17 protein-coding genes and 1 riboswitch are annotated in these 19,374 nt (G+C 72.3%); of the genes, 9 read left to right on the forward strand and 8 right to left on the reverse strand.

Going from position 1 to position 19,374, the window contains the following annotated elements; translation table 11 throughout:
- Positions 1 to 5 precede the first annotated feature (5 nt).
- Positions 6 to 1,139: an ATP-binding protein gene (locus LCH29_RS26210; protein WP_446464253.1), complete on the reverse strand. Its 1,134-nt coding sequence runs from the start codon at positions 1,137 to 1,139 to the stop codon at positions 6 to 8.
- 159 nt (positions 1,140 to 1,298) lie between these two features.
- Here LCH29_RS26210 and LCH29_RS26215 point away from each other — a divergent pair, with 159 nt between their 5' ends.
- Together LCH29_RS26215 and LCH29_RS26220 are read left to right on the forward strand one after the other, a co-directional pair.
- Positions 1,299 to 2,780, forward strand: coding sequence for an SWIM zinc finger family protein (locus LCH29_RS26215; RefSeq protein WP_446464173.1), 1,482 nt, complete (start codon positions 1,299 to 1,301; stop codon positions 2,778 to 2,780).
- Positions 2,777 to 4,423, forward strand: coding sequence for a DUF5691 domain-containing protein (locus LCH29_RS26220; RefSeq protein ID WP_446464174.1), 1,647 nt, complete (start codon positions 2,777 to 2,779; stop codon positions 4,421 to 4,423). Before LCH29_RS26215 ends, LCH29_RS26220 begins: the two co-directional genes overlap by 4 nt.
- 61 nt (positions 4,424 to 4,484) lie before the next feature.
- Here the strand turns inward: LCH29_RS26220 and LCH29_RS26225 are convergent, their stop codons facing one another.
- A complete protein-coding gene (locus LCH29_RS26225) occupies positions 4,485 to 4,895 on the reverse strand; it encodes a cobalamin B12-binding domain-containing protein (RefSeq protein ID WP_063734934.1) in 411 nt (136 codons plus the stop codon).
- A 297-nt stretch (positions 4,896 to 5,192) separates the two neighbouring features.
- Between LCH29_RS26225 and LCH29_RS26230 the strand changes: the two genes are divergently transcribed.
- On the forward strand, positions 5,193 to 5,987 hold the full coding sequence (locus tag LCH29_RS26230) for a lipase family alpha/beta hydrolase (RefSeq protein ID WP_446464175.1): 795 nt from the start codon (positions 5,193 to 5,195) through the stop codon (positions 5,985 to 5,987).
- Positions 5,988 to 6,175: 188 nt separating this feature from the next.
- Positions 6,176 to 7,906, forward strand: coding sequence for a M23 family metallopeptidase (locus tag LCH29_RS26235; protein ID WP_446464176.1), 1,731 nt, complete (start codon positions 6,176 to 6,178; stop codon positions 7,904 to 7,906).
- A 33-nt stretch (positions 7,907 to 7,939) separates the two neighbouring features.
- On the opposite strand, the gene pcrA is transcribed toward LCH29_RS26235, so the two are convergent.
- Positions 7,940 to 10,438 (reverse strand): DNA helicase PcrA, encoded by a 2,499-nt coding sequence (gene pcrA / locus LCH29_RS26240; RefSeq protein WP_446464177.1) that lies wholly within the window; start codon positions 10,436 to 10,438, stop codon positions 7,940 to 7,942.
- Positions 10,439 to 10,606: 168 nt separating this feature from the next.
- Positions 10,607 to 10,829, forward strand: a riboswitch (cyclic di-AMP (ydaO/yuaA leader).
- Positions 10,830 to 10,837: 8 nt separating this feature from the next.
- On the opposite strand from pcrA, the gene LCH29_RS26245 reads away from it, so the two are divergent.
- Positions 10,838 to 12,019, forward strand: a complete 1,182-nt coding sequence (locus tag LCH29_RS26245; protein ID WP_446464178.1) for an NlpC/P60 family protein — start codon at positions 10,838 to 10,840, stop codon at positions 12,017 to 12,019.
- Between the two features lie 64 nt (positions 12,020 to 12,083).
- On the opposite strand, the gene LCH29_RS26250 is transcribed toward LCH29_RS26245, so the two are convergent.
- A complete protein-coding gene (locus tag LCH29_RS26250) occupies positions 12,084 to 12,809 on the reverse strand; it encodes a L,D-transpeptidase family protein (RefSeq protein WP_446464179.1) in 726 nt (241 codons plus the stop codon).
- Positions 12,810 to 12,952: 143 nt separating this feature from the next.
- Positions 12,953 to 13,306 (reverse strand): hypothetical protein, encoded by a 354-nt coding sequence (locus LCH29_RS26255; protein WP_446464180.1) that lies wholly within the window; start codon positions 13,304 to 13,306, stop codon positions 12,953 to 12,955.
- 231 nt (positions 13,307 to 13,537) lie between these two features.
- On the opposite strand from LCH29_RS26255, the gene LCH29_RS26260 reads away from it, so the two are divergent.
- The gene (locus tag LCH29_RS26260; protein WP_446464181.1) at positions 13,538 to 14,605 is read left to right on the forward strand and encodes an NlpC/P60 family protein; all 1,068 of its coding nucleotides are present in this window, start codon (positions 13,538 to 13,540) and stop codon (positions 14,603 to 14,605) included.
- Positions 14,606 to 14,656: 51 nt separating this feature from the next.
- Here LCH29_RS26260 and LCH29_RS26265 read toward each other — a convergent pair whose 3' ends face one another.
- Positions 14,657 to 14,902: a hypothetical protein gene (locus LCH29_RS26265; RefSeq protein WP_446464182.1), complete on the reverse strand. Its 246-nt coding sequence runs from the start codon at positions 14,900 to 14,902 to the stop codon at positions 14,657 to 14,659.
- A gap of 65 nt (positions 14,903 to 14,967) precedes the next feature.
- On the opposite strand from LCH29_RS26265, the gene LCH29_RS26270 reads away from it, so the two are divergent.
- Positions 14,968 to 15,333, forward strand: a complete 366-nt coding sequence (locus LCH29_RS26270; protein ID WP_446464183.1) for a hypothetical protein — start codon at positions 14,968 to 14,970, stop codon at positions 15,331 to 15,333.
- Here LCH29_RS26270 and LCH29_RS26275 read toward each other — a convergent pair.
- Positions 15,270 to 16,193, reverse strand: coding sequence for an alpha/beta fold hydrolase (locus LCH29_RS26275; protein WP_446464184.1), 924 nt, complete (start codon positions 16,191 to 16,193; stop codon positions 15,270 to 15,272). The genes LCH29_RS26270 and LCH29_RS26275 overlap by 64 nt on opposite strands.
- A gap of 26 nt (positions 16,194 to 16,219) precedes the next feature.
- Entirely contained in the window at positions 16,220 to 17,518 is a 1,299-nt protein-coding gene (locus LCH29_RS26280) for an MFS transporter (RefSeq protein ID WP_446464185.1), read from the reverse strand.
- Between the two features lie 78 nt (positions 17,519 to 17,596).
- On the opposite strand from LCH29_RS26280, the gene LCH29_RS26285 reads away from it, so the two are divergent.
- Positions 17,597 to 18,214 (forward strand): CGNR zinc finger domain-containing protein, encoded by a 618-nt coding sequence (locus LCH29_RS26285; RefSeq protein ID WP_446464186.1) that lies wholly within the window; start codon positions 17,597 to 17,599, stop codon positions 18,212 to 18,214.
- Positions 18,215 to 18,245: 31 nt separating this feature from the next.
- Positions 18,246 to 19,367 (forward strand): ABC transporter substrate-binding protein, encoded by a 1,122-nt coding sequence (locus LCH29_RS26290; RefSeq protein WP_446464187.1) that lies wholly within the window; start codon positions 18,246 to 18,248, stop codon positions 19,365 to 19,367.
- Positions 19,368 to 19,374: the final 7 nt, after the last annotated feature.

The raw sequence follows: 19,374 nt of genomic DNA on the forward strand, positions 1-19,374 counted from the left end.
TGTCCTCACGCGCTCACCTCTCGGCACGCGCGGTAGAAGTCCTTCCAGCCGTCGCGCTCGCGGACGACCGCCTCCAGGTACTCCTGCCAGATGACGCGGTCGGCGGCCGGGTCGCGGACGACCGCGCCCAGGATGCCCGCGGCCACGTCATCGGCCCTCAGCACGCCGTCGCCGAAGTGGGCGGCGAGCGCCAGCCCGTTCGTCACCACGGAAATGGCCTCCGCCGTCGACAGGGTGCCGGAGGGCGACTTGAGCTTCGTACGGCCGTCGCCGGTCACGCCTTCGCGCAGCTCGCGGAAGACCGTGACGACGCGGCGGATCTCGTCCACGCCCTCCGGGGCCTCGGGGAGGTCCAGCGAGCGGCCGATCTGGGCGACGCGGCGGGCGACGATGTCGACCTCGTCCTCCGGGGTCGCGGGCAGCGGCAGCACCACCGTGTTGAAGCGGCGGCGCAGCGCGCTGGACAGCTCGTTGACGCCGCGGTCGCGGTCGTTGGCGGTGGCGATGAGGTTGAAGCCGCGGACCGCCTGGACCTCCTCCCCCAGCTCGGGGATCGGCAGGGTCTTCTCGGACAGGACGGTGATCAGGGTGTCCTGCACATCGGCCGGGATGCGCGTGAGCTCCTCCACGCGCGCGGTCATGCCGTCCGCCATCGCCCGCATCACGGGGCTCGGGACGAGCGCGTCACGGCTCGGGCCCTGGGCGAGGAGCCGGGCGTAGTCCCAGCCGTAGCGGATGGCTTCCTCGGGCGTCCCGGCCGTGCCCTGGACCAGCAGCGTCGAATCCCCGCTGACCGCCGCCGCCAGATGCTCCGAGACCCAGGTCTTGGCGGTACCGGGGACGCCGAGCAGCAGCAGGGCGCGGTCGGTGGCGAGCGTGGTGACGGCGACCTCGACGATCCGGCGCGGGCCCACGTACTTGGGCGTGATCACGGTGCCGTCCGGCAGCGTCCCGCCGAGCAGATAGGTGGCGACGGCCCACGGCGAGAGCCGCCAGCGGGCCGGGCGTGGGCGGTCGTCGGCGGCGGCCAGGGCGCTCAGCTCGTCGGCGAAGGCGTCCTCGGCGTGTGGCCGGAGGACCTCGACGGCCGCGCACGGCCCGCCGCCCTCGGTGATTTCAGGTGAATTGGTTCCGGACACAGTGACGGTCACAGCTCCCCCACGACTCGTTGCTCGTTCCGCTCCCAGACGCGCAATTCACTGTGCACCACCCCACTGACAACCGGCCCGGCAACCTGCCAACGTCAACGGCCTCGCAGGTCAGGGCGGTTGTCAGTGGGTGGGCGTACCGTCGCAGACATGAATCCGCAGGGGGAACGCTGGACGGCGGAACAGGTGCTGGCCCTGGCTCCTGACGCCGCGTCGCACAAGGCGGGCGGCGAGCTCGCGGGGGCCGCCTCGTGGTCCGGCACGGGCGCGCGGGGCCAAGCGGTCTGGGGGCTGTGCGCGGGCAGCGGCAGCGAGCCGTACCGGACGGTGATCGACCTGCACGGCCCCGCGTATCGGTGCAGTTGCCCGAGCCGGAAGTTCCCGTGCAAGCACGCGCTCGGGCTGCTGCTCCTGTGGGGGTCAGGCGGGGCGGGGGTGCCGGGGGGCGGGGAGCCGCCCGAGTGGGCCGAGCAGTGGCTCGGCGAGCGGCGCGAGCGCGCGCGGAGCGCGGCGGCGGCCGCGAGCGGGGGCGCGGGCTCGGAAGCCGCGGGGGGCGGCGGCGCAGCCGACCCGGCCGCCGCCCGCCGCCGCGCCGAGCGGCGCGCGCAGCGCATCGCGGCGGGCGCCACGGAGCTGGAGCAGCGGCTGTCGGACCTGCTGCGGGACGGCCTGGCCACGGCCGACCGCGCCGGATACGGGGCGTGGGACGAGACGGCCGCCCGCATGGTCGACGCCCAGGCCCCCGGCCTGGAGGCGCGGGTGCGGGAGCTGGGCGCGATCCCCTCCTCCGGCCCCGGCTGGCCCGCCCGGCTGCTGGAGGAATGCGCCTTGGCGCACCTCCTCAACCAGGGCTTCCTCCACCTCGACAGCCTGCCGGAGGAGCTGGCCGCCACCACGCGCTCCCGGGTCGGCGTCACGGTGCCGGTGGCCGAGCTGCTCGCGCACGGGCAGCCGGTCCGGGACCAGTGGCTCGTCCTGGGCCGCGAGGACAGCAGCGACGGCAAGCTCACCACCCGGCGGATCTGGCTGCGCGGCCGTGGCACGGGCCGGATGGCGATGCTGCTGTCCTTCGGCGCGGCGGGCCGGGCCCCGGAGCAGTCGCTGCCCCTCGGTCTGGTGCTCGACGCGGACCTCACCTACTACCCGGGCGCGCGTCCGCTCCGGGCCGCGCTGGGCACCCGCTACTCGCCCGCCGCGCCGCCGCTGCCGCCCGGATGGACCCCGGCGGCGGCATCGGACGACGCGGACGAGGCGGCGGCCTCGGACGTCCCGGCGCCCGCCGGGGTGCCCGACGGCGGCGGCATCGACGCGGCGCTCACCGCCTACGGCGAGGCGCTGAGCGACGACCCCTGGCTGGAGGGCTGGCCCGTCGTGCTCTCCGGCGTCACGCCCGTCCCCGGCGACGACGGATGGCAGCTGGCGGACGAGGCGGCCGGGACCGCGCTCCCCATCGATCCGAGGTGCCTCGGCCGTACGAACCTGTGGCAGCTCGCGGCGATAGCGGGCGGCCGCCCCGTCACCGTCTTCGGCGAGTGCGGGCACCGCGGCATCACGCCCCTCACCACCTGGGATCCGGAACCCGTCCCGCTCGGCATCGGTACCGGCCCGACCTCGTACGGAGGCACGCGTTGACCAGGACCAGCACCGCAGCCGCATCCGCGCAGGTGTCGTGGGACGAGCTCGTCGGCGCCGCCCTGCTCGGCACCGAGCGCCGCACCCCGCCCGTCGCCGTGCGCCCCGGGCAGGACACGCCGTCCGCCCTGCTGGACGCCGCGGCGCTCAGCACCGTACGGCGGCGGGCCGGGCTGCGCCCCGCCCCCGCCCGGCCGGGCCCGGCCCCGGCGCCCGAGGACCCGCGCCCGCCGCTTCCGCCCGCGGCCCGCAGCCGGTTGGCGATGCTGCTGGCGGACCGCTCGGCCCCCGGGCGCAGCGGGCCGCGTTCCGCCCCCGACCTGGCCGAGCTGCTGCCCCAGTGGCTCGCCCTCGCCAACCAGCACGGCTACCGCGCGCCCGACGCGCTGCTCCCGGCCCTGCTCGACGCGGCCCGGGCCCGTACCGACCTGCGGCCCGATGCGCTCATCCTCGGCGGGCCCCGGGCGCTGTGGCTCGCCCGGCTCAACCCGGACTGGAAGTTCGCCCTGCGGGGCGGGCCGCCCGGGCGGGGCACGGCGCCCGCGTCCGCGTCGGGCGGCGGAGCCGACGACGACGCCGACGACGCCGACGTGCGGCGGCAGTGGGAGGAGGGGCTGTTCGCCGAGCGGGTGTCGCTGCTGGCCAGGACCCGCCACCGCGACCCGGCGGCCGGGCTGGCCCTGCTCGGCGGCACCTGGTCCGCGGAGCGGTCGGAAGACCGGCTGATGTTCCTGGACTCGCTCCGCGACGACCTCGTGCCCTCCGACGAACCCTTCCTGGAGCAGGCGCTGTCCGACCGCAGCCGGAACGTGCGGGCGACCGCCGCCGAGCTGCTGGCCGCGCTCCCCGGCTCCGCGTTCGCCGCGCGGATGGCGGAGCGGTCCGCGGCCTGCGTCTCCCTGTCCCCGGACGGCGCGCAGATCACCGTCGACGCACCGGCGCGGTGCGACAGCGCGATGCAGCGCGACGGCGTCGTGCCCAAGCCGCCGTCCGGTCGGGGGGAACGGTCCTGGTGGCTGAGCCAGCTGGTGGAGGCCACGCCGCTGGGCTGCTGGTCCGAGTGGTTCGGGGGGCTGGACGCGGACCGGATCGTGGCCCTGCCGGTCGCCGACGGCTGGAAGGGCGACCTGCACGCCGCCTGGTGCCGGGCGGCCGTGCGGCAACGGAGCGCGCCGTGGTCGCGCGCGCTCCTCGGCACGCCGGGAGCGCCCCCCGTCGGCGCGGGCGAGTCCGCCCCGGCGGTCTGGCGGGACCCGGCGAAGCTGCTGTCCGCCCTGCCCCCGGCGGAACGGGCGCAGTGGGTCGCCGACTTCATCGCCTCCCACGGGCTGTCCGACGCGTTCCGGCTGCTGGGGGTGTGCGCGGTGCCGTGGGCCGAGCCGCTGGGCGGGGCGGTCGTGGACGCGCTGGACATCGCGCGGGACGCGGGCAGCTACCCCTGGAGTTTCAGCGGGATCATGGGCTTGGCCGAGCGCTGCCTCGACCCGGCCCAGGCGGACCGCCTGGAGGTCCTGACCGCCCTCCCGGACGAGCCGGAGGGCGCGGCGCCGGGCGCCGGTGGGTACTGGTCGGAGGCGTTCCAGCGGTTGGTGGGGACGCTGAGGCTGCGGGCGGCGATGCGCGCCGAGCTGACCGGCACCTGATTCCCCCACTCCGCCCCTTCCCGAAACCGGGGCTCCGCCCCGGACCCTGACCAGGGGCGGGTCAGGCGGCTACTGGGCGGACGTTCTGGCGGACCCAGTCGACGATCGACGTCGTCGTCGCGCCGGGGGTGAAGATCTCCGCTACGCCCTGTTCCTTCAGCGGGGGGATGTCCGCCTCGGGGATGATGCCGCCGCCGAAGACCTTGATGTCCTCCGCCTCGCGCTCCCGCAGCAGCTCCAGCACCTTGGCGAAGAGCGTCATATGGGCGCCGGAGAGGATGGAGAGGCCGATCGCGTCGGCGTCCTCCTGGATCGCGGTGTCGACGATCTGCTCGGGGGTCTGGTGGAGGCCGGTGTAGATGACCTCCATGCCCGCGTCGCGCAGCGCCCGGGCGATGACCTTCGCGCCGCGATCATGACCGTCGAGGCCCGGCTTGGCCACCACCACACGGATCGGACCGGTCACACCCATCGCAGCCTCCAAGCCCTAGCGCGCGCATCCGCGTGAACGAACGTTATGTCCAGCTTCTCGCAAGCATCCCCTACCCGGCAGTTTCGCGATGCGCGGCGAGGGGGAAATCACACGCGGGACACGTTCGACCTCGGGTCGACCACCAAGGGGAGCCGCAGCGGGGACCGTCGCACCGCGCCGCGCCGCCCGGCAGCCGCATGGACGGCGGCATGGCATGGGCATGGCGCCGCGGTGCGGCGGCGCGGTCCGCCACAGCCACGGCTGCCCACAGCGCAAGGGCACAAGGGGGCGGTCGCCGTGGGCCTCGTACGCAGTCAGGACAGGCAAAGCAATCAAGGCAGTCGGATCCGGGCGGTGGCGCTCGACCTGGTGATTCTCGCCGGGCACCTCCTCCTCTACCCCACCGGCCTCCGGCAGGAGCGCCCGCCCGCCACTCCCCCACCCGACCTCCAGGGGCAACGCCCCGTACTGCTCCTCCACGGCTTCATCGACAACCGCTCCGTCTTCGTGCTGCTGCGCCGCTCCCTCCTGCGCCACGGCCGACAGCATGTCGAGGCCCTCAACTACTCCCCCCTGACCTGCGACCTCCGCACCGCCGCCGCGCTGCTGGCCCGCCATGTCGAGGACGCCTGCGCCCGTACCGGCCACAGCCAGGTGGACATCGTGGGCCACAGCCTCGGCGGGCTGATCGCGCGCTACTACGTCCAGCGGCTGGGCGGCGATGTGCGGGTGCACTCCCTGGTCACGCTGGGCACTCCGCACTCCGGCACCCGCGTCGCGCCCTTGTTGTCCGCACATCCGCTCGTGCGTCAGATGTGCCCGGACTCCGAGGTGATAACGGAGTTGAGGCAGCCTGCCCCCGAATGCCGTACGCGTTTCGTTTCTTTCTGGAGTGATGTGGATCAGTTGATGATCCCCGCGGAAGTCGCCCGCATAGACCATCCAGATCTGATCTTTCGCAACATCCGGGTCAGCGGTGTGGGACATCTCGCTCTACCGGTTCACTCGGCCGTCGCCGCCGGGATCCGGGAGGCACTGGACGCCTCCAATGCCGCGCGGGCGGACACTTCGGGCGCGTTCTCGGTCGCCTGATACGGCCGAAAATTGCCGAACAGCCATCGAACGCCGGGCCAAGAGTGGGCGCACAGTCAACCGAAAGAGGTCCAAATGCCCTTTCCCGCGCTGCCCAAAACTTGCTGAAGATTGTCGCTCCCGCGTACCGCCGGGTACAGTCGCCGCTAATTCTCCTGCAGCCGAGGCGAAAGAGAAGTTGGTTGGTGGTGAACGACCGTCACCCGTCGGGGGCAACCCCGACCGTCCCCGCTCCCGACGCCTCGTATTCCTATGACGAGGCCTACGGCCAGCAGCAGGGCACAGCGCACGGTTACGCCGGGTACGACGGCTACTCCACCGGCAACTTCGACAACCTCGGGGCGGCGTACGGTGAGGCCGATCCTCTCTTCGGCTCCTTCCCTGGCAGTTACGGGGACGGCCAGGGCGACCCGCACGGCGGGCACAGCGGTCAGTACGACGCCGCCCAGTGGGGCGACGGTTCCGCGTACGAGACCGGCGCCTACGACACCACCGCGATGTGGGCCGCCTCCGGCTATCAGCTTCCCACCGACGTACCCACTCAACGGCAGGATGACACCGGCGGCCACTGGGACGCCGGTGGCTGGGACGACACCGGCGCCTGGGACACCCACTCCCCTCAGCAGCAGTGGGAGACGGGCGGGTACGACACCTACGGGCAGTACGACGCCGGCACGGGACAGTTCGATACGGGGCAGTTCGATACCGGACAGGTCGATACGGGCCAGGTCGATACGGGCCACTTCGACACAGGCCACTTCGACACGGGGCAGTACGACACCACCGGGCAGTTCGACACCGGCGCGTACGACACGGGCGCATACGACGTCTCGGGGCAGTACGAGGTCATCAGCCAGAACGCCGCGTACGACACCTCCGGCGTCGACACCGGGCAGACCCAGTTCTGGGATACCTCGGCCTACGCCACCGTCGACGAGTCGCAGTACAACGAGCCGCAGTACAACGAGCCGCTGTACGACGAAGCACTGTACGACGACGGGACGGCGCCCTTCGAGCAGGGCGAGCAGGCAGAGCACGCCGCGCAGACCGCCGTCTTCGAAGCCGTGGCCGAGCCGGAACCCCACCCCGACCCGGATCCCGAGCCCGTCGCCGACATCACGCCGCCGTCCACAACCGCCGGCGCCGCCACCGCCTCCCGCTCCGGTGGCCGCGCCCGCCGCCGCACCGCGCCTTCCCGCCCCAAGCGCTCCGCACTCCTCACCGTCGCCGTCCCCTCCGTCTGCGCGCTCGGCGTCACCGCCGTGGCCGCCGCCTCCGTGAGCGGCAACATGGCCGACGACACGAAGGACGACACGACCACGCAGGCGGCCCCCGACGCCCAGCCCGTCAAGGCGTCCGTCGCCAACAGCGAGATGGACACCCGGCTCGCCGGGGTCGACGACGGCGTCAACGACTTCCGGGAGCGCGCCAGCCGCACCCAGGAGCGGATCGACCTCAAGGAGCGCCAGGAAGCCGAGAAGAAGCGCAAGGCCGCGGAGGCCGCGCGCAAGGAGGCGATGCGCCCGAAGTTCATGCTGCCGGTGAAGCAGCACGGGCTGAGCGCCACCTTCGGCCAGGCGGGCCTCAACTGGATGTCGCTGCACAGCGGGATCGACTTCCCGGTCAGCGAGGGCACGCCCGTCATGGCGGCGACCGACGGCACCGTGCGAACGCAGTGGAACGACGCCTTCGGCAACATGGTCATATTGACCGCTCCCGATGGTACGGAGACCTGGTACTGCCACCTCAGCAGCGCCAAGATCCGTTCCGGGTCGGTCAAGGCGGGCGACACCATCGCTTACTCGGGCAACTCCGGCAACTCCACCGGCCCGCACCTGCACTTCGAGGTGCACCCGGGCGGCGGGGACGCGGTGGACCCGCTGCCGTGGCTGCAAAGCCACGGCCTCAACCCCAACTGACCGGCCCCTACCGGCCCCTCACCGACCTCCGCGTCAGAGCTTTTCGACCGGCGCGTACCGCAGCAGCAGCCGCTTCGGCTTCTCGCCGCCGAAGTCGATCGTCGCCTCCGCGTTGTCCCCGGTGCCCTTCACCGCCACCACGGTGCCGAGCCCGAACGAGTCGTGCGTCACCCGGTCCCCGATGGTCAGGGAGACCACCGGGCGGTCCTTGGCCCGCCGCGTCGCGAAACCGGACGCACCGGACGCGGAGGACCCGCCACGCGAACGCGACGAGGACAGCCCCGCCCCGGCGCCCGACGTCATGGCGCCCATCGACGCCGACGGGGTCGCGGGTCCGGTGCGCCGCCACTGCACGTACTGGTCGGGGATCTCCTCCAGGAAGCGGGACGGCGGGTTGTACGCGGGCGTGCCCCAGGCGCTGCGCATCGTCGACCGGGACAGATACAGCCGCTCGCGGGCGCGCGTGATCCCGACGTACGCCAGCCGCCGCTCCTCCTCCAGCTCCTTCGTCTGGCCGAGCGCGCGCATGTGCGGGAAGACCCCGTCCTCCATGCCGCTGAGGAACACGACCGGGAACTCCAGCCCCTTGGCCGTGTGCAGCGTCATCAGCGTGATGACGCCGGTGCCCTCCTCGTCCTCGTCGGGGATCTGGTCGGAGTCGGCGACGAGCGCGACCTGCTCCAGGAACTCCGCGAGCGTGCCGGGGTTCTCCTCGCCCCGGTCCTGCTCGAACTCCAGGGCCACGGAGGCCAGCTCCTGGAGGTTTTCGATGCGGGTCTCGTCCTGCGGATCGGTGGACGCCTGGAGCTCGGCCAGATAGCCGGTGCGCTCCAGCACGGCTTCCAGGACGGTCGCCGGGCCCGCGCCCGACTCCACGATGGTCCGCAACTCCTCCATGAGCGCGTTGAACCGCTTGACCGCGTTCGCCGAGCGGGCCGCCATGCCGTACGCCTCGTCGACGCGGCGCAGCGCCTGCGGGAAGGTGATCTTCTCGCGCGACGCGAGCGCGTCGATCATCGCTTCGGCGCGGTCGCCGATGCCGCGCTTGGGCACGTTCATGATGCGGCGCAGCGGGACGGCGTCCTCGGGGTTGGCCAGCACGCGCAGGTACGCGAGGACGTCGCGGACCTCCTTGCGCTCGTAGAAGCGGACCCCGCCGACGACCTTGTACGGCAGCCCGACCCGGATGAAGATCTCTTCGAAGACACGGGACTGGGCGTTGGTGCGGTAGAACACCGCGACGTCCCCGGCCCGGGCGTCCCCCGCGTCCGTCAGCCGGTCGATCTCGTCGGCGACGAACTGGGCCTCGTCGTGCTCGGTGTCGGCGACGTAGCCGGTGATGGTGGCGCCGGTGCCCGCCTCGGTCCACAGGTTCTTCGGGCGGCGGTTCTCGTTCCGCTCGATGACGGCGTTGGCCGCGCTCAGGATCGTCTGCGTGGAGCGGTAGTTCTGCTCCAGCAGGATCGTCCGCGCGTCCGGGTAGTCCTCCTCGAACTGGAGGATGTTACGGATCGTGGCGCCCCGGAACGCGTAGATCGACTGGTCGGCGTCGCCCACGACGCACAGCTCACCGGCCGCCACCTCGTCCGTGTCCGTGCCCACCAGTTCGCGCACCAGCGTGTACTGAGCGTGGTTGGTGTCCTGGTACTCGTCGACCAGGACGTGCCGGAAGCGGCGGCGGTAGTGCTCCGCGACGTCCGGGAACGCCTGGAGCAGGTTGACCGTGGTCATGATGATGTCGTCGAAGTCGAGGGCGTTGGCCTCGCGCAGCCGCGACTGGTACATCGCGTACGCCTCGGCGAGCGTCTTCTCGAAGCCGTCCGCCGCCTGACCGGCGAAGGTCTCCTCGTCGATCAGCTCGTTCTTCAGGTTGGAGATCTTGGCGCTGAACGACTTCGGCGGGAACTTCTTCGGGTCGAGATCGAGATCCCGGCACACCAGCGCCATCAGCCGCTTCGAGTCGGCCGCGTCGTAGATCGAGAACGATGAGGTGAAGCCCAGCTTCTTCGACTCGCGGCGCAGGATGCGCACGCACGCGCTGTGGAACGTCATCACCCACATCGCGTTCGCCCGCGGGCCGACCAGCTCCTCGACCCGCTCCTTCATCTCGCCCGCCGCCTTGTTGGTGAAGGTGATGGCGAGGATCTGGCCGGGGTGCACATGGCGGGTGCCGAGCAGATACGCGATGCGGTGGGTGAGCACCCGGGTCTTGCCGGACCCGGCCCCCGCGACGATCAGCAGCGGCGAGCCGGTGTGCTCCACGGCGGCCCGCTGCTGCTCATTCAGCCCCTCCAGCAGCGCAGCGGGGTCGACGGCGGGGCGGGCCGCGCCGTTCCGGTAATGCGCGTCTCTGGTCCCGCTGGGCACCGGCGCGTCGAATGCGCCCGTGAAGAGGTGGTGCGGCACCTCCTCGCCACCTGAACCGTCCGAACCGCCGGCGTGACCCGGGTGTGCGGAATCCTCGGGCGGCGGGGGCTCCTCCTCCGGAGGCCCGAGATTCGCCAGGAAGCTGTCATCAAAGAGGCTGCTCATCGCTCACCGAGTTTAGGGCGCCGCACTGACAGCCTACGCATGGACTGCGTATGGATGTCACGAAACGGTTTCGGGCATATCGACCACCAGCCTTCACAGGAGCCCCACGAGTTGGCTACCGTCCTCCCTCAGGCGGCCCGTAGACCCGTCGGCGAACCGCGCCGGCCCGGGCAGCCTCCGCCGAGTCCGTCCGTGTCGCAAGGCGCCCGGAGCCGGGGACCCGCCCTCCTCGCCCCCCTTCGGGGAGGAGGGGCCCGACAACACCGGGGTGAATCGGCCCGAGCGGCGGTACGACGCGTACGACATGTCGTCCGTCCGCAGAGGCCGTAGGGCAACCTTCCGTATCGCCCGAACCCGACAGCTAACCCGGTAGGCGGTCCACGGAAGGAGTCGCCTCCCTTGGCGTCGCACCGCAAGCCGCGGACCCGAATACCCACCGCCGCCTCCTCCACCGGGCGCCGTACGGCCGTCGGGTTCACCACCGCCGCCCTCGCCTCCGTCACCCTCCTCTCCCAGACCGCGAACGCCGCGCCGGGCGACCCCAAGCCCGGCACCACGCAGTCGATCGAGGCGGTCAAGGAGAAGGTGGACACCCTCTACCACCAGGCGGAAACCGCCACCCAGCACTACAACGCCGCCAAGGAGCGCTCCGAGCAGCAGCGCACCAAGGTCAACCGGATGATGGACGACGTCGCCGAGAACACGGAGAAGCTCAACGAGGCCCGCCGCACGCTCGGCACCTACGCCGCGGCCCAGTACCGCAACGGCGGCATGACCTCGAGCGCCGCGAGCCTGCTGTTCTCCAACGACCCGCAGGACCTCTTCGACCAGTCGCATCTGATGAACCGGATGGCCGGTTCGCAGAAGCGGGCCGTCGACGACTTCCAGACGCAGGCGGCGAAGGCCGCCAAGGAGCGCCGCGAGGCCGCCAAGAGTCTGGAGTCGCTGACCGAGACCCAGCGAGAGCTGAAGACCAAGAAGAAGGCCGTCCAGGACAAGCTCGCGCAGGCCCGGCGGCTGCTGGCGAACCTGACCGCCAAGGAGAAGGCGCGGCTGGCGGCGATCGAGAAGAAGAAGGCCGAGGAGGCGCGGCGCAAGGCGGCCGAGCTGGCCGAGAAGCAGCGGGAGGCCGCGGCCCAGCAGAAGCAGCAGGAACAGGATCAGCAGTCGAGCGGCGGTTCCTCTTCCGGTTCCGGAAGCAGCTCATCCGGCTCGTCCACCGCCACGAACGGCACCAAGGCGGCCAAGGCGATCGACTTCGCGGAGTCCCAGCTCGGCAAGCCGTACGTCTGGGGCGCGACCGGGCCCAACTCCTACGACTGCTCGGGGCTCACCCAAGCCGCGTGGAAGGCCGCCGGTGTCTCCCTGCCGCGCACCACATGGGACCAGGTGAAGGCCGGTACGCGCGTCTCGACCTCCGACCTCGAGCCCGGTGATCTCGTCTTCTTCTACGACGACATCAGCCACGTCGGGCTCTACATCGGCGACGGGATGATGATCCACGCGCCGAAGCCGGGGGACGTGGTGAAGAAGGCGCCGATCACCGAGATGCCGATCTACGGGAGCGTGCGGCCCGCGTAGCCGCAGTGCGGCTGCCCGATGCCCGATCGGGCAGCCGCCGCTCACACCGTGAACACCGGCCGGATCACGTGCCCGGCTTGCGCCCGTACACGTACACGTCGTCGCCGTTCCGCAACAGGCTCCAGTACTTCTGCGCGTCACCGGAGCGCATGTTGACGCAGCCGTGGGAGCCGGGCGGCGACCATACGCTTCCCGCGATGGAGTGGAACGCCTGGCCGCCGTCGAAGAACTGGCTGTACGGCATGGCCACGTGGTAGATCGTCGACCAGTGGTTCTTGTGCCGCCAGTAGATCTGCTTCAGCCCGGTGCGGGTCTCGTACCTGTCCCGCCCGGTGCGCACCGGCACCGGCCCGAACACCAGCCGCGAACCGTCCTGCACCCAGCTGAGCTGCCGGGTGAGGTCGACGCAGGCGATACGGCCCTTGTTGGTGGGGCACTTGCGCGCCGCGTTGGGGTTACGGCCCGCCGCGTACTGCGCGTTGATCAGCTTCATGACGCCCCAGGTGACGGGGCCCGCGTAGCCGATGGTCGGGCTGATGCCGTGGTTGATCTGGAATCTCTGCGTCGCGCGGCAGTCCCCCGAGGACTGCCGACCGTCGACGGGACGGCCGAGGAACTTCTCGACCTGCCTCTGATACGGACCGGTGCTCGCCGTGCACGCCGTCGCCGCCTGCGCCGGTGCCGTACCGAGCGCGACGGACAGCGGCACCACCATGCCCGCCATGCCCAAGGCGACCGCCGTACGGCGGCGCCATGCCCGCCACGCCCCGAACCCTGCCTTTACCCCCATTGCGCGCTCCCTCCGGGCTTGCCCTTGACGGGTAAGACAGTCGAAGAGTGCGTCGGGTTGCGCTTACAGGTGCGATTTCCCCCATTCCGCCCCTTCCCGCCCCCGAGTTGGCCCAGCCGGAGCACGGATGGGGCGTCAGCGGATCAGGTCCAGAGCACGGCGATGAAGATGTTCACCGTCGTCAGCGCGCCGACCGCGCTGAAGACCGCGGGCTCCACCTTCTCCTCGTCCCGCTTCACGTACACCAGGCCCAGGATCACGATCAGCAGCGCCAGCTTGACGCCGATCTTGATGTTGTTGACCGTCTGATCGTCCGCCTGGTTCAGCCCGACCAGAGCCGCCCCCGTGACCAGCATGGTCAGCGCGCCGTGCAGCATCCCCGGCGTCATCCGCGCGCCGTCCCCGCGTATCGCCGTGAGCTGGGAGAGGAAGCCTCCCAGCAGGGCGGCGATGCCGACGATGTGCAGGCCGACGAACACATTGATGAGTACGTCCATGGCACCGGAGACTAGCGCCGCTCATATCACCGCCAGTCACCCGGGTACACCCCGATCGGCACATCGGTCACAGCCGCCCCGATCCCGCCCACCCCGCACCGCCCCCGTGATCAGCAGGCGCCACCGGGGGGACGAATCCGTCCACCTCCGGTCATCTCAGCGCGCCGCGCCGCCGACCGGCCTAGCTTCCCCTCCAAGAAGCACACCCCCCACGAAAGGTGAACCGCCACAGTGGCGCCGCAGCCCCCCACGAAGCCGAAGCAGCGGCACCGCTCGTCGCTCACCGGCACCACCCTCCGCACCGCCGCGACCCTCGCCCTCGCGGGCGTCGCCTCCGCGACCGCCCTCCCGGGCATCGGGCACGCCGAGCCCCGTCTGACGCCCGACCAGGTGAAGGCGAAGGTCGCGGCGTACGAGCGGGAGGCGGAGGAGGCCACCGAGAAGTACGACGGCGCCCGGGCCGCGGCCGAGAAGGCGCAGCGGTCCCTCCACCGGTTACGCGACGAGGCCAGCCGCCGCACCGCCCGCCTCAACACGGCGCGCAACGCCCTCGGCGCCTTCGCCACCGCCCAGTACCGCTCCGGCACGGTCGCCCCCGCCCTTCAGCTGGCCCTGTCCTCCTCCCCCGGCCAGTACCTCCAGCGCGCCTCGCTTGCCGACCGCGCGGGCGACCGCCAGGCGGTGACGATCGCGCGCATCACCCGCGAGGAGCGGTCGCTGCGCCGCGTCCGGGGCAAGGCGGACGACCGCCTCCGTACGCTGCGCGCCGCGCAGGCCGCCGCCTCCCGCCACAAACACGCGGTCCAGGACAAGCTGGCCGCGGCCGACGCGCTGCTGGCCAAGCTGACCCGTGCCCAGCGCGACCGCCTCCGCGCCGCCCAGGACGCCCGTGGCGCCGCTGACGCCCGTACCGCGTCGACGCCCCGGCACGGCGCCCCCGCCCGGACGGGCGGCCGGGCGGCCCGGGCCATCTCCTTCGCGTACGAGGCGATCGGCAAGCCGTACGTCTGGGGCGCGACCGGGCCGTACGGCTACGACTGTTCGGGCCTGACCCAGGCCGCGTGGCGCGCCGCCGGGGTGTCCCTGCCGCGTACCACCTACACCCAGATCAACGCGGGCCGCCGCATCGGGCGCGGCGAACTGGCCCCCGGTGACCTGGTCTTCTTCTACTCCGGCGTCAGCCATGTCGGGCTCTACATCGGCAATGGCCTGATGATCCACGCCCCGCGCCCCGGGGCCCCGGTCCGGGTGGCCCCGATCGACCAGATGCCCTTCGCGGGCGCGGCCCGCCCCGCGTAGCCGCCCCGCGTAGCCGTCCGGCTCCGCGGTCCGGGGATCTGGGACACCCCCCTAGCCCACGCCCTGGTCGAGCGCCTCCAGCAGGTTGCGGGCGCCCTGGCCGGGGCTGCCCTCCGGGGCGGTGTACGTCACCAGGTACAGGGCACCCGGTCCGGGCAGCGCCATCGCCTCGTAGTCCAGACCCGGACCGGCCCGGAGCCGGGCGCTGGGCGTGTACGCCTCCGTCGGCGCGGTGAGTTTCGGCGCCGGTCTGGTCGCCGGGGCCGTGTTGACCGAACTGCTCGGCTGGCGCTCCATCTTCGCCTTCACCTTCGCCGCGGGCGCCGGGCTACTGGACGAGTCTCTTCCCTGGACTCGTGATCATGAGTGTGGGGCAGGCGTTCTCCTTCACCGCCTTCACCACGGCGGCCCTCGACGGCGTTCCCCAGCGGCGGCACGGCGTCGCGGGTGCGTCGAACGTGACGGCGCAGCAGGCCGGGGCCGGTCTGGGCACCGCCATCCTGGTCGCCGTGGCCTCCGCCGTCACCTCCGCCGCCGACCAGGGCGGGGAAGCGGCGCGGCTGCTCGTGGGCTACCACGTCGCCTACCTGGTGGCGAGCGGGGTCGTCCTGCTGGAAGCTGTGGCCATCGCCGTGCTCCCGGCCCTGGGCGCGGTCCAGCAGGCTCAGGCGCGGAAGAAGGGAAGCAGGCGATCGAGCAGCGCGTCCGGGCTCTCCTCGGGGACGTAGTGCCCGCACTCCGGAAGCACGACGCTCTCAAGCCGTTCGGTCACCGGACCGAGCAGGGCGGCGAGGCGTTCGCCCTGGCCACGGGCTCCGGCGATGCTGAGGACGGGCATGGGGAGCGGGTGCTGCTTGCGCCGCTCGTTCTGGGCGATGTTGTCGTCCGTCGCCCGGTAGAACTCGAAGCTGGCGCGCAGCGCCTCGGGGTCGCGGGCCAGCGTTTCGACGTAGAAGCCGACGGCTGACTCCGGCAGCGGCCGCGCGGCCTTCATACGGAACTGGTCGCCGTAGTAGAGGTGCTCGCGGCCGCGGACGAGCTGTTCGTTGAGGCCGCGCTTCCGGTTGAAGGCGAAGTGCCACAGCATGTCGTTCTGCGCCTCGGGGCCGAAGACGGGGATGTCGGGGGCGAGGCCGGGGATCGTGGCGTCGAGCAGGGCGAGGCGTTCGACCGCGTCAGCGTGGTCGGCGGCGAGGGCGTAGCCGATCCACATACCGACGTCGTGTCCGGCCATCGCGAAGCGCTCGTGGCCGAGCGTCCGCATCAGGGCGACGAGTTCGGCGGCCACGGTGCCGGTGTCGTATCCGTCGCGGGGCTTGTCCGACGGTCCGACGCCGCGCGGGTCGACAGCGACGACGCGGAAGTGCTCCGCGAGGCGGGGCATGACGTGACGCCACACGTACCAGTTCTGCGGCCAGCCGCCGACGAGGAGCAGCGGCCGCCCGGCGCCGCCCTGCACGGTGTGCAGGGCGACGTCGCCGACGCGGACGAGGGTGCTGTCGAAGACGTCCGGGAAGTTGTCGGGGAGCCAGGGGACACCGCTCACGGTGCCGAAGCCGGTGATCGGCCGGGTGGTTGTGGTGGTCATGTTGTTCTCCTTGCGCATGTGTCGGATCAGGGTGACGGGGACGGTGAAGGCCGACGACCGGCCCAGCCGACCGTCCGGCCGAGGAGGGCGATCGCGGTGAGGAGTGCGGCGAGGAAGCCGGAGAACCACAGAGTCGCTGTCGTCGGGTTGGTCAGTTGTGCGGCGAGGCCCAGTCCGAGGGAGGTGAGGACGAGGCCCGTGTAGGCGGCGAGGAAGAAGGTCGCCAGGGCCTCCGCGCGCACGTCGGCGGGCGCAGCCTCCGTGATCAGCGCGACCGCGCTCTTGAAGAGCGTGCCCGCGCCGATCCCCGCGATGACGCCTCCCGCGATGAAGAGGGCGGGGTCCGCCCGCACCATGCCTACGGCGACGGCGGCGCATCCGGCGGCTTCCGCGGCGACGCCGAGGGCTCGGCGCGCCGCGGGCCGTAGGGAGCCGGTGAGGCTCTGGCCCAGTACCGCGGCGGCGAAGACGGCGAAGACGGCGGTGCCCGCGACGGCCGGCGACGTCTGGTGCAAGGTGGTCGCGACGAACCCCGGTGCCAGGGACGTGAAGAGCCCGAAGATCGCCAGGGCCGCGTTCCCACATGCCACCGCCAGGCAGAAGGGTCCGGCACCACCGTGGGGACGCACCCGCTGCATGCGGTACGGCACCGGGCGGGCGGGGCGGTCCACGGTCTCCGGCAGGGCGGTGACGGCGACGGCCCCGGCGACGAGCAGCACCGCGAAAACGGCGTAGGGCGTATGGATCGGGGCCGGGGCGTACGCCGCGAGCACCCCGGCGACCAGCGGGCCCACGCCGAGGCCGCCGACGTTCGCCGCCGTCGACACCGCCGCGAAGCGGCCCGCCCGCCCGGCCGTGGGCCGTGAGCGTATGTGGAGGTCCTGGAGGTACGCGGTGGCCGTCGGGGTTGCCATGCCCACGCCCAGTCCGGTGACGAACCGGCCGAGGAGAAGGCCGGGGAGAGCGGGCCACACGGGGAAGAGGGCCGCCGCGGCCAGCTGGCACAGGAGCGCCCCGACGAGGACCGGGCGGCGACCGGTGCGATCAGAGAGGTGACCGGCGGCCACCAGGCCGACCGCCACGCCTACCGCGTACACCGCGAACACCACCGTCACGGTGAACGAACCGAAGCCGTCACGCTCCTCGTAGAGCGGATACAGCGGCGTCGGCACGGTCGAGAACGCGGTGGTGACGGCGAACACCACCGCCACGACCCAGAACCCCATCCGGTGCCGCCCGGAGCCGGGCGGGTTGCCGCAGGAAACCTGAGACCTTCGGTCCGGGGGATCCACGACGCTCTCGGAGATCCGTTTCAACTGGTTCATGCGAACCTGTTTAAATGGTTCGCCTCGATGATGTCAAACATTGGCCTCCGGGCCGCGGAGCGCCTACCATGAACCACCATGACCGGTTCACCTACCGCCGGAGGCTTCCGGCTCGGCAACGAGATCCTGGCGTTCCGCTTCGTCGCAACCCTCAGCGAACGGCGCGGCGACGCGACGGTGGAGCGGATCCCCACCCCGGACCGGCTCCGGGCCTGGCTCGTCGCCAATGAGCTGGGCGCCAATGAGCTGGGCAGCGCGGAGATGCCGATCTCCGACGCCCTCCTGCGCGACGCCCACGCACTGCGCGAGGCCATCCACCGGGCCGGTACCGCCGTCGCCGCCGACGACGTACCGGACCCGGCGGACGAGGACCTGCTCAACCGCTGGACCGCACGTCACCGGGCGCGCCTCGTCCTCACCGGCGGGCGGGCCCGGTGGCGGCTCCCGGACAGCGACCCCGCCCGTGCGGCGCTGGCCGTCGTCGCCGTCGACGCCGTGGCGACGCTCGGCGCGCACCACAAGGACGGCGAGGGCGACGGCGTGATCAAGCGCTGTGAGCAGCACACCTGCGGAGGGCTCTTCCTGGACACCAGCCGCGGACGGCGACGGCGCTGGTGCTCCATGGCGACCTGCGGAAACAAGGTGAAGAAGGCCAACCTCAAGAGCCACCTCAAGACCCCCAGGGCGAACGGATAATCGCTTGCCGTCGGCGATGGCCGTGGATGCAATGACCGGCATGGTCACCCAGGTACGCCCACCACGGCGCGAAGACGGCTCATCCGTCCAGATCGGCGCTCTCGTTCCGCTCACCCGGCCCGGCTGGATCGAGGCGGGCCACCATCTGCTCGCCGGACTGGAGTTGGCCGTATCCGACGTCAACGGCGCCGGTGGGATCGGCGGACGGCCGCTGGAGCTGGTGGTCAGGGACACCGCGGCCGATCCGCAGAAGGCCGCCGCGGCCGTGGATGAGTTGGCCGACCTGGGCGTGGCCGCCCTGGCGGGCGAGTATCACAGCGTCGTCGCGCGCGCCGCTGCCACCAGGGCAGACGCCCTCGGCCTGCCGTACCTCTGCTCGTCGTCGGTCCTCGACGCGCTCACCGAACAGCCCACGGACTGGGTCGCGCGTCTCTCCCCGCCGCAGTCCCGCGGCTGGCAGACCTACGCCGACTTCCTCCTCGGCGCGGGCCACCGCCGCATCGCCGTGGCTGCCCAGCCGAGCGTCTACTGGGCAGCCGGGACCCGCATTCTGCGGGACTACCTCGCGCCGCGCGGCAGCACCGTCATCGAACTCGACATGAGCGCGCTCACCCCCGCGGACGTGTGCGACGCGCTCGCCGCCCAGCGCGCGACGGCCCTCCTTCTCCTGGTCGGCCACCCGGAGCCGGCCGTGCCGATCGTCACGGCCGTCCGCCGCGACCAGCGCCTCGCCGAGGTCTTGATCGGCGCTCCGGCCGGGCAGCCGGAGTTCGCCGAATGGACGGCGCTGCTGGGCGACGACGGCGCCGCGGTCCCGTTCCTGCGCTATCTGCCCGAGCGCCTCACCCCACTCGGCGAACGCGTCGAGAAGGCCCTGCGCGCGCGGCCGGCCGAAGCGCCGCCCTCCTTCGTCGCGTACGAGGGCTACGACACGGTCACCGTCCTCGCCGAGGTGCTGCGTGCCCACGGCGACGCGGACCGGGCGCGCGTCGCCGCGTCATGGCCGAGCGTCGCGGTCGACGGCACCCGCGGGCGGATCCGGTTCTCCCGTACGCCGGGCATCAGCGTGTGGCAGTGGGCCGGGCCGCCCGTCCAGGTCGTCGACCGGGATCCGGCCGAACCCCGTCGCTTCCGGGTCCTTCACACCGGCTGAGACACCG

This window comes from Streptomyces sp. BRA346 (assembly GCF_052851135.1).

What these genes read in the sequence shown, in the direction of transcription:
- LCH29_RS26255 (WP_446464180.1), bottom strand. Translation starts at nt 13,306, where the DNA reads ATGGACGTACTCATCAATGTGTTCGTCGGCCTGCACATCGTCGGCATC.
- LCH29_RS26280 (WP_446464185.1), bottom strand. Translation starts at nt 17,518, where the DNA reads ATGAACCAGTTGAAACGGATCTCCGAGAGCGTCGTGGATCCCCCGGAC.
- LCH29_RS26225 (WP_063734934.1), bottom strand. Translation starts at nt 4,895, where the DNA reads ATGGGTGTGACCGGTCCGATCCGTGTGGTGGTGGCCAAGCCGGGCCTC.
- LCH29_RS26265 (WP_446464182.1), bottom strand. Translation starts at nt 14,902, where the DNA reads ATGGAGCGCCAGCCGAGCAGTTCGGTCAACACGGCCCCGGCGACCAGA.
- LCH29_RS26215 (WP_446464173.1), top strand. Translation starts at nt 1,299, where the DNA reads ATGAATCCGCAGGGGGAACGCTGGACGGCGGAACAGGTGCTGGCCCTG.
- LCH29_RS26275 (WP_446464184.1), bottom strand. Translation starts at nt 16,193, where the DNA reads ATGACCACCACAACCACCCGGCCGATCACCGGCTTCGGCACCGTGAGC.
- LCH29_RS26270 (WP_446464183.1), top strand. Translation starts at nt 14,968, where the DNA reads ATGAGTGTGGGGCAGGCGTTCTCCTTCACCGCCTTCACCACGGCGGCC.
- LCH29_RS26250 (WP_446464179.1), bottom strand. Translation starts at nt 12,809, where the DNA reads ATGGGGGTAAAGGCAGGGTTCGGGGCGTGGCGGGCATGGCGCCGCCGT.
- LCH29_RS26290 (WP_446464187.1), top strand. Translation starts at nt 18,246, where the DNA reads ATGACCGGCATGGTCACCCAGGTACGCCCACCACGGCGCGAAGACGGC.
- pcrA (WP_446464177.1), bottom strand. Translation starts at nt 10,438, where the DNA reads ATGAGCAGCCTCTTTGATGACAGCTTCCTGGCGAATCTCGGGCCTCCG.
- LCH29_RS26285 (WP_446464186.1), top strand. Translation starts at nt 17,597, where the DNA reads ATGACCGGTTCACCTACCGCCGGAGGCTTCCGGCTCGGCAACGAGATC.